The 16,408-nt window shown below is 47.6% G+C and carries 15 protein-coding genes and 1 tRNA gene; 13 read left to right on the top strand and 3 right to left on the bottom strand.

Features of this window, described 5'->3' with window-relative positions:
- Nucleotides 1–42: 42 nt before the first annotated feature.
- The 4 genes from BEL05_RS15280 to cobO all read left to right on the top strand — a co-directional run bounded on the left by BEL05_RS15280 (nt 43) and on the right by cobO (nt 3,705).
- Nucleotides 43–810: an adenosylcobinamide-GDP ribazoletransferase gene (locus BEL05_RS15280; protein ID WP_069671689.1), complete on the top strand. Its 768-nt coding sequence runs from the start codon at nt 43–45 to the stop codon at nt 808–810.
- A complete protein-coding gene (cobU, locus tag BEL05_RS15275) occupies nt 807–1,334 on the top strand; it encodes a bifunctional adenosylcobinamide kinase/adenosylcobinamide-phosphate guanylyltransferase (RefSeq protein WP_069671688.1) in 528 nt (175 codons plus the stop codon). The genes BEL05_RS15280 and cobU overlap by 4 nt, the downstream gene beginning before the upstream one ends.
- Nucleotides 1,335–1,442: 108 nt before the next feature.
- The gene (locus tag BEL05_RS15270) at nt 1,443–2,975 is read left to right on the top strand and encodes a cobyric acid synthase (RefSeq protein ID WP_069671687.1); all 1,533 of its coding nucleotides are present in this window, start codon (nt 1,443–1,445) and stop codon (nt 2,973–2,975) included.
- A 97-nt stretch (nt 2,976–3,072) separates the two neighbouring features.
- A complete protein-coding gene (gene cobO / locus BEL05_RS15265; protein WP_069671686.1) occupies nt 3,073–3,705 on the top strand; it encodes a cob(I)yrinic acid a,c-diamide adenosyltransferase in 633 nt (210 codons plus the stop codon).
- Between the two features lie 41 nt (nt 3,706–3,746).
- On the opposite strand, the gene BEL05_RS15260 is transcribed toward cobO, so the two are convergent.
- The 3 genes from BEL05_RS15260 to BEL05_RS15250 all read right to left on the bottom strand — a co-directional run bounded on the left by BEL05_RS15260 (nt 3,747) and on the right by BEL05_RS15250 (nt 6,898).
- A tRNA-Leu gene (locus BEL05_RS15260) sits at nt 3,747–3,833 on the bottom strand.
- A 122-nt stretch (nt 3,834–3,955) separates the two neighbouring features.
- On the bottom strand, nt 3,956–5,299 hold the full coding sequence (locus BEL05_RS15255) for a sensor histidine kinase (protein ID WP_069671685.1): 1,344 nt from the start codon (nt 5,297–5,299) through the stop codon (nt 3,956–3,958).
- A gap of 45 nt (nt 5,300–5,344) precedes the next feature.
- Nucleotides 5,345–6,898, bottom strand: a complete 1,554-nt coding sequence (locus BEL05_RS15250; RefSeq protein WP_069671684.1) for a DUF3369 domain-containing protein — start codon at nt 6,896–6,898, stop codon at nt 5,345–5,347.
- A gap of 236 nt (nt 6,899–7,134) precedes the next feature.
- On the opposite strand from BEL05_RS15250, the gene BEL05_RS15245 reads away from it, so the two are divergent.
- From BEL05_RS15245 to BEL05_RS15205, 9 genes are all read left to right on the top strand, one after another.
- Nucleotides 7,135–7,947, top strand: a complete 813-nt coding sequence (locus BEL05_RS15245; protein ID WP_069671683.1) for a cobalamin-binding protein — start codon at nt 7,135–7,137, stop codon at nt 7,945–7,947.
- A gap of 45 nt (nt 7,948–7,992) precedes the next feature.
- Nucleotides 7,993–8,376 (top strand): MAPEG family protein, encoded by a 384-nt coding sequence (locus BEL05_RS15240; RefSeq protein ID WP_069671682.1) that lies wholly within the window; start codon nt 7,993–7,995, stop codon nt 8,374–8,376.
- A gap of 259 nt (nt 8,377–8,635) precedes the next feature.
- The gene (locus tag BEL05_RS15235; RefSeq protein ID WP_069671681.1) at nt 8,636–9,898 is read left to right on the top strand and encodes an efflux RND transporter periplasmic adaptor subunit; all 1,263 of its coding nucleotides are present in this window, start codon (nt 8,636–8,638) and stop codon (nt 9,896–9,898) included.
- 11 nt (nt 9,899–9,909) lie between these two features.
- Entirely contained in the window at nt 9,910–10,179 is a 270-nt protein-coding gene (locus BEL05_RS15230) for a hypothetical protein (RefSeq protein ID WP_069671680.1), read from the top strand.
- A 41-nt stretch (nt 10,180–10,220) separates the two neighbouring features.
- Nucleotides 10,221–10,943 (top strand): ABC transporter ATP-binding protein, encoded by a 723-nt coding sequence (locus BEL05_RS15225; RefSeq protein ID WP_069671679.1) that lies wholly within the window; start codon nt 10,221–10,223, stop codon nt 10,941–10,943.
- Between the two features lie 11 nt (nt 10,944–10,954).
- A complete protein-coding gene (locus tag BEL05_RS15220) occupies nt 10,955–12,265 on the top strand; it encodes an ABC transporter permease (RefSeq protein WP_069671678.1) in 1,311 nt (436 codons plus the stop codon).
- A 10-nt stretch (nt 12,266–12,275) separates the two neighbouring features.
- A complete protein-coding gene (locus BEL05_RS15215; RefSeq protein WP_069671677.1) occupies nt 12,276–13,475 on the top strand; it encodes an ABC transporter permease in 1,200 nt (399 codons plus the stop codon).
- Nucleotides 13,476–13,586: 111 nt separating this feature from the next.
- The gene (locus tag BEL05_RS15210; protein ID WP_069671676.1) at nt 13,587–15,020 is read left to right on the top strand and encodes a sigma-54-dependent transcriptional regulator; all 1,434 of its coding nucleotides are present in this window, start codon (nt 13,587–13,589) and stop codon (nt 15,018–15,020) included.
- A 56-nt stretch (nt 15,021–15,076) separates the two neighbouring features.
- Nucleotides 15,077–16,369: a sensor histidine kinase gene (locus BEL05_RS15205; protein ID WP_245687009.1), complete on the top strand. Its 1,293-nt coding sequence runs from the start codon at nt 15,077–15,079 to the stop codon at nt 16,367–16,369.
- Nucleotides 16,370–16,408: the final 39 nt, after the last annotated feature.

Here is a 16,408-nt window from a genome sequence, read left to right as displayed (position 1 = left end):
AGATTGGAAGGTTGCAGAGCTGGGATGAGGAGTGAACACTAGGTGGTGATAAAGCAATTAAACCTATTTTTTATTGCGGTGGGCTTTTTTACGCGCATTCCTATGCCTAACTGGGTGCAGGTCGATAGTGAAAAACTCAATCAGGCCAGTCGCTACTTTGGCTTAGTTGGTGTGCTTGTTGGCCTCATTAGCGCTGGCATTTACTTGTTGGCTAATATGCTACTGCCTAGCAGTGTGGCGATTGTGCTTGCCATGATAGCTAGCGTGTTGGTGACTGGCGGCTTTCATGAAGATGGCTTGGCCGATACCGCAGATGGCTTTGGCGGTGGCTGGACGCTACAAGATAAGCTCACCATTATGAAAGATTCTCGAGTTGGCACTTATGGAGTGCTGGCGCTGGTGTTCGCACTATGGCTTAAGTTTGTGCTGCTTAGTGAAATTGCACTGTATCAGGAGGAACTTGTGATGGCGGCGTTAGTCAGTGCACATTGCCTTAGCCGAGTGCTTGCTGCGTCGATTATCTATTCTGAGCAATATGTTCGTGAGGATGCCAGCAGCAAGAGTAAGCCGCTGGCGCAATCACAAACCGTCAATGAGTTAGGAATACTACTGCTCACAGCAATTATTACCTTATGGTTATCAGGTGTCAGTTTCGCCCTTAGTTTATGTGTAGTACTTGTCGTCTTGCGCTACCTATTGATTCTCGGGTTTAGAAAGCAGATTGGTGGTTACACGGGGGACACCTTAGGCGCGGCGCAGCAGGTGAGTGAGTTGTGCTGTTATCTGTTTATTGTGGCGGTGAGTTTATGATCCATTTTGTTTTAGGTGGTGCGCGCAGTGGTAAGTCTCGCCACGCGTTAGCCCAGGCAGCCAAGCGAGTAGCGCTAGGTGATGATTGCCTGTTTGTGGCTACGGCAGAGGCGTTCGATGAAGAGATGACGAGTCGTATTCAGCGCCATCAACAGGAACGCACAGAAGATGATTTACCTTGGCGTACCTTAGAGTGCCCACTAAATTTAAGTGATTGCCTAACGGAGAATGCGCGGCACAACCAAGTGATCCTCGTCGATTGTTTAACCCTGTGGTTGACCAATCAACTGTTATCAAAAAACAGTGATTGGCCGCAGGTAAGAAGTGAGTTTTTAGCCACATTATCTCAGTTACCAGGAACGATTATTTTTGTTTCAAATGAGGTGGGGGGCGGGCTTGTTGCGGCCGATCCTTTAAGCCGTCAATTTGTCGATGAAGCGGGTTGGCTGCATCAGGCCATTGCCGCCATTGCTGATGAAGTCGTGCTGGTTACGGCAGGGCTGCCGATGACCCTGAAAGGTTAACAATGGAAGCGGCAAATCATTCGCCAATAAAGCGAAAGGCGCATGGTTCGTCGATAGCAGCAAGATAATGAGTCTACTAACTATGTCAAAAAACTATGCCGAATAACTATGCCAAATAAAAGTGAAAAACCAGCGAAGCTCTTGATGGTGCAGGGTACCACGTCTGATGCGGGTAAGAGTACGCTGGTGGCGGGCTTGTGTCGCTACTTTGCTAAGCAAGGTGTCAATGTTGCGCCTTTTAAACCTCAGAATATGGCACTTAATAGCGCTGTCACTAGTGATGGGGGCGAAATTGGCCGAGCTCAGGCGCTGCAAGCCATAGCGTGTGGACTGGCTGCACATACGGATTTTAATCCTATCTTGCTTAAGCCAAGTTCTGACACTCGCTCACAAGTCATTGTCCAAGGTAAAGCGCTATCGCATATGGATGGTCAAACCTATTTTGGTAAAGACAGTCAGGGTTATCGCACCAAGGCGATGGCGGCCGTGTTAGATTCTTTATCTCGTTTGAAAGCTCAATATGAACTCGTGATGGTGGAGGGGGCGGGGAGTCCGGCAGAAATCAATCTGCGTGAAGGTGATATTGCCAATATGGGGTTTGCCGAAGCAGTCGACTGCCCAGTAATTTTAATTGCTGACATAGATAAAGGTGGGGTATTTGCCCATATTGTTGGTACCTTGATGTTACTGTCACCATCCGAGCAGGCACGCATAAAAGGAGTGGTCATTAATCGGTTTCGCGGTGATATTAGTTTGCTGCAATCGGGGCTCGATTGGCTAGAAAACAAAATTGATAAACCTGTGCTGGGGGTGTTGCCTTACCTTAATGACCTGCATCTGGACGCTGAAGATGCGCTGATGGTAGCGCCGATTAAAACCGAGCAACCCAAATTTAAGGTGTTGGTGCTGGTGTGGCCCCGGATCAGCAACCATACAGATTTTGACCCCTTAAGATTGCATGATGATATTGAGTTTACCTATCAAACGGTAACCGCTCCGTTTGATGGAAAACAGCCCCAAGCCGACCTGATTATTCTGCCGGGGAGTAAGAGTGTGCGCCAAGATCTCACGACCATGCTCAGTAATGGTTGGGACAGACTGATCAACACTCACCTCAGGTATGGTGGCAAAGTGATTGGCATTTGTGGCGGTTACCAGATGCTGGGACTGGCGATAGATGATCCCACTGGCGTCGAGGGGCAAGTGGGTGAGAGTGATGGATTAGGCTTGCTGCCTCTCGTGACAAGGTTAACGCCCACGAAGCAGTTAACTCAGGTCGTGGGTGAGCTCAGTTTGGTAGGTGAAACGGTGCCAATTAAAGGGTATGAAATCCACTGTGGCCAAACAAAGTGCTTAACGACCCAAGCCGCCCCGATATCACTGCGCCCTGATGAAAGAAGGCTGGGCGTGCATGATGGTTTTCTGTCGACAGATAATCAGATTTTGGGTACCTACTTGCATGGGCTATTTGACCAGCCGCAGGCGGCGCAATTATTACTTAAGTGGGCTGGGATGAAAGAGGTTGAAGCCATTAATCTTGATGCTCAGCGCATGACTCAGCTCGATAGACTCGCCGATATGCTTGCGCAGCATATGGATATGAACAAACTGGCTGATATTTTGACCGAGAAAACGAGTTAAATAGGGCTCGCTATTGACGCGAAGCACCAGTAGAGAATAGGCCTAGCACCTGACATGCAAATAGCCTGATAAATAAAGCGTAATTAGAGAATTTACCATGAATGATAAAACCGATACCCAAGCAAAAACCAGTGACCAAATAAAAGCCGAGCGTCATAAAGCGCGCCAACAAAAAGTGAAGGACGCCGTGGATGCCAAAATCGCTAAAGCGCAACGAGAGAAAGGCGTGTTACTGGTCTTGACCGGCAATGGTAAAGGTAAGTCTACGGGGGGATTTGGCAATATTACCCGCGCAGTAGGGCATGGAAAAAAGGCGGCTGTGGTGCAGTTTATTAAGGGCAACTGGCCTTGCGGTGAGCGTGCAGTGTTAGAGAAAGTCGGTGTTGAGTTCCATGTGATGGGAACAGGTTTTACCTGGGAAACCCAAGATAAAGAGAAGGACACTTTAGCAGCGCTGAGTGCGTGGGAAGCGGCTGAAGCATTACTCAAAGATGAAACCATCGATATTATTTTGCTCGATGAACTCACTTATATGGTGAGCTATCACTATATCGAGCTTGAGCGTGTACTGGATGCGCTTAATAATCGCCCGCCAATGCAGCATGTGATCATTACTGGCAGGGCATGTCACCGTGTGATTATTGAGCTAGCCGATACTGTGAGTGAAGTACAACCGATTAAACATGCGTTTGACGCCGGAGTTAAAGCACAAATAGGGTTTGATTATTAAGCCTTAGCTTTGTTGCGCGCGAGGTTAGCGCGTTAAATTGTTGGTACAGATGGGGAGACTTGAACTCCCACGCCCTTGCGGGCACTAGCACCTGAAGCTAGCGTGTCTACCAATTCCACCACATCTGCAAGGCATGACTTTCGATTAAACTTTCAGGCGTTCAATTGCCTAGTCTCTTGATATTACTGCTGTACTTTAGAGACTGTCAATCGCTGTAAGCAGGTAATTTACTCGTGTGTGATTCAGTCCACTATGGTGAAGGCTGGTCAGTTATCGATAGCGGTAAGGTGATGACAAATGTTAGCCCTTTAGGGCTGTGTGGGATGGTTATTGTGCCCCCTAGGCTCGTTACTATGTTATAGACAATATGCATCCCTAGGCCGCTGCCACCTTCACCGCGGCGAGTGGTGAAGAAGGGCTCAAAAATATGATGCTTAATCTCATCAGTGATGCCAATGCCATCATCGGCTACCGTGATCACCGCTTGGTCACCCTCTTGTTCAGCATTAACCATTATTTGCCCGCCTTGCTCATCGGGAAAGGCATGGGTGAGACTGTTCATTATTAGGTTAGAGAGTAATTGCGCCAATTTACCTGCGGGAAGGTACATGATGATTTTATCGGGGGCGGAGAGTGTATAGCTCACTTTAGCCCTGCGCAGTGCGGCAGCATGGGCAATGAAAATGCTATTGATGTATTCACCTAGCTCGATTTTAGACTGGTGCAAATTACTCTGATCCACAGCGAGCTGTTTAAAACTACTGATTAAACTGGCAGCGCGCTGTAAATTGCTATCAATTAGCTTAGCCCCTTGATTCACCAAGTCGATAAGTTCTTGTAACTCCTCTATGGTGACCTCTTCACTATTAAGGCGTTTATCTAAAGTATTGGAGAACTCAATCAGGCTAGATGCACCTGTCACCGCCACGCCAATGGGGGTGTTGATCTCATGGGCAATACCAGCAACCAATGAGCCTAGTGCGGCCATTTTTTCTTGCTCTAGCAGTTTTTTTTGCGCAGCTTTGAGGGTTTGGGTACGCTGCTCCACAAGGCTTTCTAGTTGCGCTTCACGGTCTTGATGTTGTAATTCAGCGGCGCATCGGGCTGCAAATATCGACAGTAACGAAAGTCCTAAAAGGCGTTTATTCTGGTCGATAGGCTTTTTGTCCAGTGCAACCAGTATGCCCAAGGTTTTACCTTGGGTATCAATCATCGACATGCCAATATAGCTTTCAGCTGCCATGTCGACTAACAGTTGGTCTTGGGGGTATAGGGTGCATATTCCACTGGCATGAAAGCACATGTTTTGCGATGAAACATTGCTGCAAGGGGTGTCATCGAGCGGGTATGATATGTTGTCCATAAAATCATCACCGGCCCAGATGGCCAAGGTTTGATTATGCTCTTTCATGTTTTCATCGATCACGATACGCCCGGCAATCACATAATAGACATCTAACGCTTTGGCGAGATCTCGCACGAGCACACGAAAAAACTGATCACCGGTTTCCCGTGAGGTGTTTTCTGTAATTTGGCGTAATGCAGCTTCGGCTAACGTCCGACCTTCATTTTCATCAAACAGCTTTTTTTCCATTTAGTTCGCCTGCTCAAGTCTCTTCTGTTATTGGTTTCGCTTAGCTTAGGGAGCGCCTGGTGCGTCGGGATAGCGTTGGTATATGTCGTCGAGTTTATCCAAATTGGCAAACAGTACGTCGATGAGTGCAGGGTCAAAGTGGATACCACGTTGTGATTTGACATAGTCTAGCGCATCAGCGAGCGGCCAAGACTCTTTATAGCAACGTTTGCTGACTAGGGCATCGACCACGTCGGCAAGCGCAGATATCCTGCCCGCCATATCGATATTTTCGCCTGACAAACCTTGTGGATAACCACTACCGTCCCACTTTTCATGGTGTTGATGGGCGATGACCGCTGCCAGCTGTAAAATGCGTTTGTCTGAGCTGGCGAGGAGTTCGTAGCCTAAAAAAGCATGCTGCTTCATGATCTCCCACTCTTCGGGTTCAAACTTACCGGGTTTATTAAGGATATCGTCTGGAATGCCGATTTTGCCGATATCATGCAGCGGGGCAGCTTGCAAAAGATCGTTGATATAGCGCTCGGGCAGTGCAAGACCCCGTCCCAGTAATGCCGCGATTTCACCAACGCGTTTAACGTGGGCCCCCGTCTCTTTTGAACGTTTTTCAACAGCTTCTCCAAGAATGTAGATGGTCGACTTTTGGGTTTCTTCTATCTCGTCACGCAGTAATAGGCTCTCATAGGTAATGGCGACATTGGCGGTGAAGATCTCCAGCAGTTCTCGACCCTCTGGTTCAAGTTTATTGTCGAAAGAGAGGTAAACAACGGTTTCGCTGCCCACTTTACTGCGGTAATAACAGGTCACAGAAAAGTCATTAAAGTGATGTTGTTTCTCCTCTAAGGCTTTATTTATCGCACCTTTAACTTGGGAGGGAAGGGTATCAATGTTGCTGTCGATATGGAGTTCAGAGTAGGCATCGGTCGCCGCTAAAATTTTAAGGTGGCCTTCATTTGAGCTTGCGGTATAGCTTTCAGATAGGCTGGCACATAGGCCATCGCCATTAAAATTAAGCAGATCGTTGAGCTGGTCGAGTACCGCCGAAGCAAACTCTCTTAGGTTTTGCACATCATAAACTGACGAGATCGCACTGATGGCGCGCCTCAGTGCCTGCCTAGCGCGTTCAAGTTTAATGATATCGCGGTAGCCCCGCAATCCACCATAGAAGACGGTCACAAGCTTAGCGTGGGTGAGTTCTGTTTTCTCTTTGTAATCATTGATATCAAAGTCGCGAATGACTTTCTCTTCAGGTGCTTGGCCTGGTTGCCCCGTGCGCAGGACAATTCGGATATTAAGGTTCCCTAGCTCTTCCCGTATCCAGCGGGTTAATTGCAATCCTGCGTCGTTGCTCTCCATAACAACATCTAACAGGGTCATGGCGATATCAGGGTTGGCTTGTAGGATCTGTTTGGCATCTTCGGCGTTATAGGCTGAGATAAATTCAATATTGCGGCCGCTGAACTCAAACCCTCGCATCACTAGTTTAGTGACTTGGTGAACGGCAGCATCATCATCAACGATCAGCACTTGCCAAGGGGGCAAGGTGTTTGGTGTTGCTTGTGGTTTAGGTTTACTGCTGAATTTAAGTGATGTAGCCAAAGAGTCTACTCCGATAGCATTAGAATATTAGTGAACCGTTGTCATCTGCTTAAAAGTATAGACATTATCTTTAACTATGTAGTGTTAACTTTGATTGATATTTTCGGCTGTGCTTTTGTCAATTAACCCAGTGACTTTCGCTTGCGATCATTCGCTACCATAGTAGTATCTTGGGCTACCAGCCAACATATGCATGAGTTGGTTATTAAGTTGAGCCGCCGATCAGTGAGGATAAGTTGAATAAATGGATATTATTGGGGCTACTTTTTTGCCCTACCGCATTACTCGCCCAGCCTGCTAGCCGCATTATTGCTCTCTCGCCCCACGCGGTAGAAATGCTGTATGCCATTGGCGCTGGGGAGTCGATTGTAGCGACCACGGATCACGCCGACTACCCAGAAGAAGCTCAGTTTATTGAACGTGTTGGTGGATACTATGGTATCCAAATAGAGAAGGTGGTGGCGCTTAACCCCGACCTTATTGTGGTGTGGGGGAGTGGCAATAAACAGGAGGATATAGACAGGCTAAAAAGCTTGGGCTTTCCTCTGTTTAATAGCGACCCTAACTCATTAGAAGCCGTCGCCGACGAACTGCAACAGTTGGGGGCGTTGACAGGGCATGAGCTGAAGGCTAAACAGGTTGCCGCTGATTATCTCACTTCGCTACAGCAAGTGCGTCAAGCCAATGCGAGTAAAGCGCCGATAAAAGTGTTTTATCAGCTCTGGTCTACGCCATTGATGACGGTGGCACAAGGAAGCTGGATACAGCAGATCATTGATGTGTGCCATGGTGATAATGTATTTAATGATGCAAAAAATGCCTACCCGCAAGTGAGCTTAGAAGCGGTGCTGCTAAAGCAGCCTATGGTCATTTTACAAAGCCAAGATGAAGGCAATATCAAGGGTATCGATTGGTCAAAGTGGCAAGAGATCCCGGCAGTTAAACAGCAACATATTTATCAACTTGATGCCGATCTCTTGCATCGCGCGGCACCACGAGCCATTTTAGGGGTCGAGGCGCTTTGCCAAGCATTAGATAAAGCGCGCTAGCTTCCGCTCGTATTTATACGTTTATTGACCACAAGGAGTCTGTACATGACGATTTTGTTGAGCTGTTTACTGTTTGCCGCCTTATTGCCCTACTTGGCTAAAGGGCCTGTCGCGGTTGCCATGGCAAAGCTCGGTGGCTACGACAACGACCATCCTCGCTCGCAACAAGCTAAACTGACAGGTTTTGGCGCTCGTGCATTAGCAGGTCACCAAAATGCCTTTGAGTCTTTGCTGATTTTTGGGTTGGCAGCGGTAACGGCAATGGCTTTGGATAAAGTTGATCGTACGGTTGCAGTTTTTGCACTAATCCATGTTGGTGCCCGTGTGGTTTACCACGTTCTCTACCTTATCGATAAGAGCACACTACGCTCTTTATCCTGGTTTGTGGGCTTCTTTTCCGCAATAGGGATTTTTCTCCAAGCCTTCTAAATCTGCTCTTGCGCCGAGTTTCAACGTTAAGCTGAAACTCGGTCTACTTCCTATTTTGTCGTACATATCTTTATTTGCGGACATTTTATTGATAAGCGGACACATTCTGAGTGTCCGCGGACACTTCTAGCGCAATCTGCTCGGACAGTATTGTTGTAACTAATTGTTAAATATGTGTTATTAAAGTTGGCATGGCAATTGTAACCCTAACGGTCAGAAGAAGATTCAGTCTGGTAACGGACACTGTTAGGGATGCATCATGATTAAAGATACCAGTGGACAAGATAAGCACATTGCGCCGAGCTTAGCGCGCCGCCTTAAATGGCCTGTCACTTTGGGTAGCACAATATTGCTACTGTCTGGCTTAGTGTGGGCCAGCGTCAGTGGCAGTAGCGTGAGCCAATCCATCGATCGCAGTGAGCTGCGTTTTGCCACTTTAGTGCGCGGTACCTTAGTTCGTGATGTTGCTACCACAGGTAAGATTGTTGCCGCCAATGCCCCGGTTCTTTACAGCCCGGAAAAAGGTACTGTCACTTTGATTGCTAACCCAGGTGATCGTGTCGAAAAGGGGCAGGTGGTCGCGACGATTGAGAGCCATAGCTTAACCAATAGCCTTAAGCAACAAGAGTCGCTGCTAGATAGCATGAGAAGCTCTTTAGCCCGCGCCAAACTCGATGCTCGCCGTAGCCAATTAAAGGCCAACCAAACACTGGATATGGCCAAGGTGGATTTAGAAGCGGCCGATAGAGAGAGTCGCCGTGGCGATCAACTGATCGAAACCAGTCTCATCTCCAAGATAGATTATGAAAAAGGTAAGGATGAACTTCATAAGGCCAAGTTGTTGTTTGCCCATGCTCAGCAAGAGGTCGCTCTGATGAAAGATACCTTGACCTTTGAACTGAAGAATAAGGCCGCTGAAGTCAATCGTCAGGGGCTAGTGGTGGCTGAGTTACAGCGTCAAGTGACTGCATTGAACATTACCGCACCCGTTGGCGGCATCATCGGAAACTGGCTTACCGAACAAAAAGCCCGTATTGCCCAGAGTCAACCTATCTTGACTGTTGTGGATCTCAGCGCTTTTGAGGCTGAGCTTGCTGTACCTGAAACCTACGCCGATGAACTGGGTCTTGGTATGGATGTTGAATTGAATTTTGGTGGTGTCATGGTGATGGGGAAGTTGTCATCTATCTCACCAGAGGTGCGTAATCGAGAGGTGGCGACTCGCGTTCGCTTTGCACAAGATTCGGCGCTGCATCTACGTCAGAATCAGCGACTCTCGGCGCGAGTGCTATTAGAAAATCGTCCCGATGTGTTGATGGTCAAACGTGGTGCATTTATCAACAGCGGCGGTGGTCGCTTGGTGTATCGCTTACAAGATGATATTGCCCAGCGTACAGCCATCGCGCTAGGGGCTCGAAGCATGAGTCATATTGAGGTGTTAGAAGGCGGCGAAGCGGGCGATGAGTGGGTGATATCAAGTATCGAATTGTTTAAAAACGCCGAGCAAGTGCTAGTTCGTTAAGGAGCGCAGACATGAAAGCGATTTACCGACCAGTTAGCCAACAGCGCGTTATCGCCGCTTTAGCATTATTACTGCTATTGGTGGCAACGCAAACTTATACCCAAGATGCCGCTGACTGGTTTCTACTTGGACTCAATATTATGGAAGCATCAGGCTTTTACGCGGCGGCAGAACCGATATCGTCTTTGCCTGATGTGGCAAAAGTTGGTGGCTCTCTTATGCAGTTTTTGCAAGCCCTGATTGAGCTATTGCATCGCTTCTTAGCGATGCTACTGAACTAATTCACCGAATAACGCAAAAAAATAATGAAGGAATAATAACTATGTTAACCATGAAAAATATCAGCAAGGTGTTCAAAACGGATTTAGTCGAAACCCATGCGTTACGTGACTTTAACCTTGAAGTAAATGAGGGCGAGTTTGTCGCCGTGACAGGGCCTTCAGGTTCAGGGAAAACCACCTTCTTAAATATCGCAGGTTTACTCGAAGGTTTTACCCATGGCGACTATTTCCTCGATGGCGTGAATATTTCAAATCTCAGTGACAATAAAGCGGCAGCCATTCGTAATGAGAAAATAGGTTTTATCTTCCAGGGGTTTAACTTAATTCCAGACCTTAACCTTGCCGAGAACGTAGAAGTGCCTCTGCGTTACCGTGGTTTTAGTGCCAAGGAGCGACAACGTCGTGTGCAAGAGGCACTTGACAAGGTGGGGCTTGGAGCACGAATGAAGCATCTGCCCTCCCAGCTATCTGGTGGTCAGCAGCAGCGTGTGGCGATTGCCCGCGCCTTGGCTGGCGAACCAAGGTTTCTCCTCGCCGATGAGCCAACAGGTAACTTGGACAGTCTGATGGCTCGTCAGGTGATGGAGCTTTTAGAGGAGATCAATAAAGCAGGCACCACGATTATCATGGTGACCCATGATCCTGAGCTTGCTCGCCGCGCCCAGCGCAATATTCAGATTGTCGATGGTCAAGTTTGTGACTTCACTCTCTATCAAGGCGGACAGGCACATGTGGCACAAACCGCACAGAAAGTGGCTAGCTAAGGAGAGTAAGCATGTTTTTATATTACGTTGATTTAGCGTGGCGCAGCATTAAGAAGACGCCAATGCTATCACTTTTGATGGTACTGGCGATCTCAATCGGCATTGGCATCACTATTACGACGCTTAACGTCTATAGCATGATGTCGTTTAATCCCGCTGGTGAGCGAAGCGATAGGCTTAATGCCATTCAGCTTTGGAGCCAGGGTGTGAACTCTTGGGATGAATATCACGCTCTTGTGACCTACCAAGATGTGATGAATTTACGTCAGTCAGATATTCCTAAAGCGCAAGCGGCGATGTTTAGAACTGGTGCGGCAGTGCAAACCGATGACCCTGATTTTGTCCCAATTCTTCGAGGCATAAGGGTCACCGACAGTGGGTTCTTCTCTTTGTTTTCGGTGCCGTTTTTATATGGTGGGGCTTGGGATAAATCTGTTGATAGCGATCCACAATACCAATTGGTTATTGGCGAAAAGCTTAACCAGAACCTATTCGGTGGTGAAAATAGCGTAGGTAAGACAGTTTATCTTAACCGTAAACCTTATCACGTTGTGGGGGTGATTAAAGAGTGGAATCCTCAACCGAAATATTATGATCCATCAAACGGTGCATTTAACCCTGCAGAGCAGCTATTTGTTCCGTTTTCACTGACACCTATTGAAGAGTTTGATGTATGGGGGAACTCATCGGGCTGGAAGTTTGAACCTATGACGGGCTATCAGTCTCGCTTGAACTCTGAAAAGGTGTGGTTGGAATTTTGGGTCGACTTACCTAGCGAAGAGTCTCGCTCGGCTTATCGAAGCTTTTTGAGTCACTATGTTGAGCAGCAAAAACAATTAAATCGTTTTACCGATGATAAAGCCGCAGCCGATTCGGTGCAGCTATCTAATGTTGCAAAGTGGCTAGAGATGAATAATGTCGTGCCTGAAGACAATAAAATTTTGGTCGGTCTGAGCGCCCTGTTTCTATGTGTGTGTCTGGTCAACATTTTAGGGTTGATGTTAACTAAGTTTCTTAAGCGCGCACCAGAGGTCGGCGTTAGGCGTGCCATTGGTGCCAGTCGTGGGCAAATTTTTGCTCAATATATGGTTGAAGTGGGCGTGATTGGATTATTTGGAGGCTTACTGGGTTTACTTTGGGCTTGGCTTGCGCTCTACAGCTTGTCAGCAAAATTTGATGTAGCCGATGGCCTGACAAACTTATCGATGAGTATGTGGATTATTACGCCTAGTATCGCCGTCGGTACTGCGCTTTTAGCGGGATTATACCCGGCGTGGGTAGTGTGTCGCACTAAACCTAGTGTTTACTTAAAAAGCCAATAAGGGACTTACTATGTTAAATATTAAACCAATTCTAAGCACCTTAATGCGCAGTAAGAGCGGTCCTGTTTTGTTGCTATTACAGATTATTTTATCTGTCGCTATAGTCGCCAATGCCAGCTTTATTATCCATGAGCGCTTAGGAATGATGCAGCGTGATTCAGGTATTGTTGAGTCTGAGATCTTAACTTTTAATATGTACAACTTTGATCCAAGCATTGAACGTGTACCACAGAATAAACTTGATCAGCAGTTGCTACGCAATCTGCCTAATGTGATGGCTGCAACATCGACCAATATGCTGCCGCTAAGCGGAAGCGGGTGGTCCAGCACCCTTAATTTAGGTCCCGATTCAGAAACGGCACAGTCGACGCCGCAGTTTGCAATGTATTTGGGAACGGAGCATACCTTAGAGACCTTAGGGCTTAAGTTGATTGATGGGCGAAATTTCTATCCCGATGAGATTAATACTAGCCTCACGGCCAGTGGAAAGCTGGCTATCGTATCAAAGGCGTTGGCCGATGCGACTTGGCCAAATGAATCGGCGCTGGGCAAAGTGTTATATGAAGGCGAGGATACACAGATAACCATTATCGGTGTTGTGGAAAAGCTGCAAGGTGCCTGGATCGATAGTGGCGATTTAGAGTACAGCGTTATTCAAAATGTGGATTGGGGGGGGCGTTCTTATTTGGTACGTGCATTGCCCCAGCATCATGCGGAACTGAAGCAGGCAATCACTGATGTCATGCTTAAGGAAAACCCAAATCGTGTGATTGATGATTTTCAGTCGATTAAAGCGGTAAAGGAGAGCTCCTACCGTGATCATCAGCTAATGGTGACCGTGTTATCTATGATGGTAGTTTTACTGCTGTTGATCACCAGCCTAGGTTTGACAGGAATGGTGATGTTTAATATTCAGCGCCGCACCAAGCAGATAGGAACTCGTCGCGCCTTAGGTGCAACCAAGGCCGATATCCTTAGCCTGTTCTTGACCGAAAACTACATCATATGCGTGGTTGGCGGATTGCTGGGAGGCGGGCTGGCTGTGTTACTAGGCCAACAGTTGATGCAGCATTACGACCTGCCGCAGCTTAATTTGCTGTACCCTATCATGACCATATTCGGGCTGCTACTTGTGACCACTGTCGCAGTGGTGCTGCCAGCGAGAAAAGCGGCAAATATTTCTCCCGCTATGGCAACGCGGAGCGTTTAAGATTACGGCCTTGTAATACTTATTGAAAGCAGCTTGGCCTTTAAAAGCTTAGCGCTTTCGGTTAGTTTTATCTTTTCTGCACGTGAACGGCAAAGAGCATAACTAGATAATATGGATACGATTCTCATCGTCGACGACAATCAGGCTGTGTGCAGTGCACTCTCCTTGATGCTCGAATTACATGGATTTAATACCCTAAGCTGCCTCTCTCCTGAGGCGGCTTTAACGCTCTTGGCTGAACAAGAGATCGCTTTAGTGATTCAGGACATGAACTTTACCCAAGACACCACCTCGGGCGAGGAGGGGAAACGCCTGTTTTACGACATTCGCCAACATCAACCTAAGCTGCCTATTATTCTGCTAACCGCATGGACTCAGCTAGAGTTGGCGGTGGAGTTGGTAAAAGAGGGGGCGGCCGACTATATGGGTAAACCCTGGGATGACGATAAATTACTGATTAGCGTCAACAACCTGATCTCCTTGCATGCCCTCTCGAAGCAAAATACCCAACTGACTCGCTCGGAAAATCAGCGTATGTCGGTCATTAATGATGCACAGTTATGTGGGATTATTTTTGCTAGTGGAGCGATGCAGCGCTGTATCGATCTGGCGCTGCAAATTGCCAAGTCAGATGTGTCGGTGCTTATCACAGGGCCAAACGGTGCGGGTAAAGATAAATTGGCAGATATTATTCATGCCAACTCGCCCCTTCAAAATAAGCCGTTCATCAAAGTGAATATTGGCGCGCTGCCCATGGAGCTGCTCGAAGCTGAACTGTTCGGCGCCGAAGCCGGGGCGTTCACCGGGGCAAATAAGACACGTATAGGCCGATTTGAGGCTGCCGATGGTGGCACGCTGTTTTTAGATGAGATTGGAAATTTACCGTTGTCGGGTCAGGTAAAACTGCTGCGTGTGCTACAAACGGGTGAGTTTGAGCGGCTGGGGAGTCACCAGACTCGCAAGGTCAATGTAAGGGTGATCAGTGCCACCAACGCTGATCTGGCTGACGACATTGCCGCTGGTCGATTTAGAGAAGATCTTTTCTATCGCCTTAATGTTATTGAGTTGGCGTTGCCGCCGTTGAATCAACGTCAGGACGATATTTTACCTCTGGTAAGCCACTTTATTGGCCGAGCGTTTTCTCTGTCTAAACCCACTCAACAGGCGCTGTTGACATACCCTTGGCCAGGTAATGTGCGTGAACTCGAAAACGCCTGTAAACGGGCGGTTATTCTCGCTGACTCCCCGACGTTAACTATTGACGACTTTGGTTTTAAATCACAGCTCAATCACTCCTCATCGTTAAGCGGGGGAAGCCCTTCGCCACAACATTTATCTGCAAGCCAAACGACAGCAAGCAGTGAGCAAAAGATTCAGGAGTTTGAACCCAAAAGCGGCGACATTAAACAGGCAGAGCCTGAAAGGGCGGATATTGAAAAAGCCCTGGCACAGCATAATGGCGTGATAGCTCGCGTGGCTAAATCATTGGGCTTGAGCCGGCAGGCGTTGTATCGACGCATGGATAAGTTTGGTATCGAAAAATGAGCCTTTCGTTGCGCAATAAATTAACCTTGGGGACAGTGGTAGCAGCTTTAGGCGCTATGGTGATTTTCATACTCTTGCTGTCTCACTTTGCGCCAACCTTAGTCAGCGAGATAGGTCTAGGCTTGATACTCACTAGCCTCTTGGTCGGCTTGATGTTTGCTTGGTTACTCAGTCGTTGGATGACTCGGTCATTGGCCAGCAGTTTAAGTGCGCTAGAGGTGGGGTTACTTAACTTTAAAGACAATGATTTTAGTGTGCATATTCCTGTTCAAGGGGATAGCCAACTGCGGGCTCTGGCGACACTGTTTAATGAGTCGGCTGCCGTATTAAGACAACAACGTCAATACATCTATCAGCGTGAGCTTCTGCTCGATAAGGTGATTCAAAGTTCACCTAACGTGATGTTACTGCTTGATGATCGCCAGCGAGTGATCTACGCCAATGATGCCGCTCGTCATCTATTTAATCAGGGCGTGCGTATTGAAGGGGTGAGCTTGACCGAGTTGCTTGAAGGGATGAACCAAGAACTTGCCAATGCAATCAACAGCCCTAAAGGTGGGCTATTTAGTTTAGCCAGTGAAGAAGAGGAAGGCGAAGATGAGACTTGGCATCTGTCTCGTGGACGTTTCCTGCTTAATGGTCAATACCATCATCTCATCTTATTAAAGCAGATGACGCGAGAGCTAAATAGGCAAGAGGTGGCGGTTTGGAAGAAGGTGATTCGCATCATCAGTCATGAGCTGAATAACTCGGTGGCTCCCATCGCTTCCATGGTGAGATCGGGACGTAAGATCACCGAGCCATTGGACAATGCGAAACTTAAGCTTATCTTCGATACGATAGAAGATAGAACCAGTCATCTTAGCCAGTTTATTTTCAATTATGCCCGGTTTGCTAAGCTTCCATTGCCGAAAAAGAGTAGGGTTGATTGGCAAAAACTGATGGCGCAGTTAGCGCAGCATTTTCAATTTAGCTTAGTCGGTGAACTCCCAAACGCTCCAGGTTTTATAGACCTAATTCAATTGGAGCAGGTGTTACTTAATCTACTTAAAAATGCCCATGAATCGGGGTCAACGGTAGAGGACATTTCGGTGCGCATTGCGCAGCAGACCTTAACTGACGGCATGGAGGGCGTCTGTATAGAGGTTGCTGACGGTGGTAGTGGCATGTCGCCTGAGGTCTTGGCGCAGGCATTATTGCCCTTTTACTCAACCAAACAGTCGGGTACTGGTTTAGGTCTACCTTTATGTCGCGAGATCATCGAGGCCCATGATGGACGGATAAGCCTGCATAATCGTCAGCAGGGGGGCTTGTTAGTGCGTATCTGGTTGCCCAGCCAAGAAGATTAATAAAAAACACCGCCAATTGGCGGTGTTTTTGAGTGAACT

It is taken from the genome of Shewanella colwelliana, assembly GCF_001735525.1.
Taxonomy (GTDB): Bacteria; Pseudomonadota; Gammaproteobacteria; order Enterobacterales; family Shewanellaceae; genus Shewanella; species Shewanella colwelliana.
This window is presented reverse-complemented; position numbering and strand designations above follow the sequence as displayed.

Coding starts and splice junctions, on each gene's coding strand:
- BEL05_RS15215 (WP_069671677.1), top strand. CDS start 12,276: ATGTTAAATATTAAACCAATTCTAAGCACCTTAATGCGCAGTAAGAGC.
- BEL05_RS15255 (WP_069671685.1), bottom strand. CDS start 5,299: ATGGAAAAAAAGCTGTTTGATGAAAATGAAGGTCGGACGTTAGCCGAA.
- BEL05_RS15230 (WP_069671680.1), top strand. CDS start 9,910: ATGAAAGCGATTTACCGACCAGTTAGCCAACAGCGCGTTATCGCCGCT.
- BEL05_RS15220 (WP_069671678.1), top strand. CDS start 10,955: ATGTTTTTATATTACGTTGATTTAGCGTGGCGCAGCATTAAGAAGACG.
- BEL05_RS15235 (WP_069671681.1), top strand. CDS start 8,636: ATGATTAAAGATACCAGTGGACAAGATAAGCACATTGCGCCGAGCTTA.
- cobU (WP_069671688.1), top strand. CDS start 807: ATGATCCATTTTGTTTTAGGTGGTGCGCGCAGTGGTAAGTCTCGCCAC.
- BEL05_RS15210 (WP_069671676.1), top strand. CDS start 13,587: ATGGATACGATTCTCATCGTCGACGACAATCAGGCTGTGTGCAGTGCA.
- BEL05_RS15225 (WP_069671679.1), top strand. CDS start 10,221: ATGTTAACCATGAAAAATATCAGCAAGGTGTTCAAAACGGATTTAGTC.
- BEL05_RS15240 (WP_069671682.1), top strand. CDS start 7,993: ATGACGATTTTGTTGAGCTGTTTACTGTTTGCCGCCTTATTGCCCTAC.
- BEL05_RS15205 (WP_245687009.1), top strand. CDS start 15,077: ATGGTGATTTTCATACTCTTGCTGTCTCACTTTGCGCCAACCTTAGTC.
- BEL05_RS15270 (WP_069671687.1), top strand. CDS start 1,443: ATGCCAAATAAAAGTGAAAAACCAGCGAAGCTCTTGATGGTGCAGGGT.
- cobO (WP_069671686.1), top strand. CDS start 3,073: ATGAATGATAAAACCGATACCCAAGCAAAAACCAGTGACCAAATAAAA.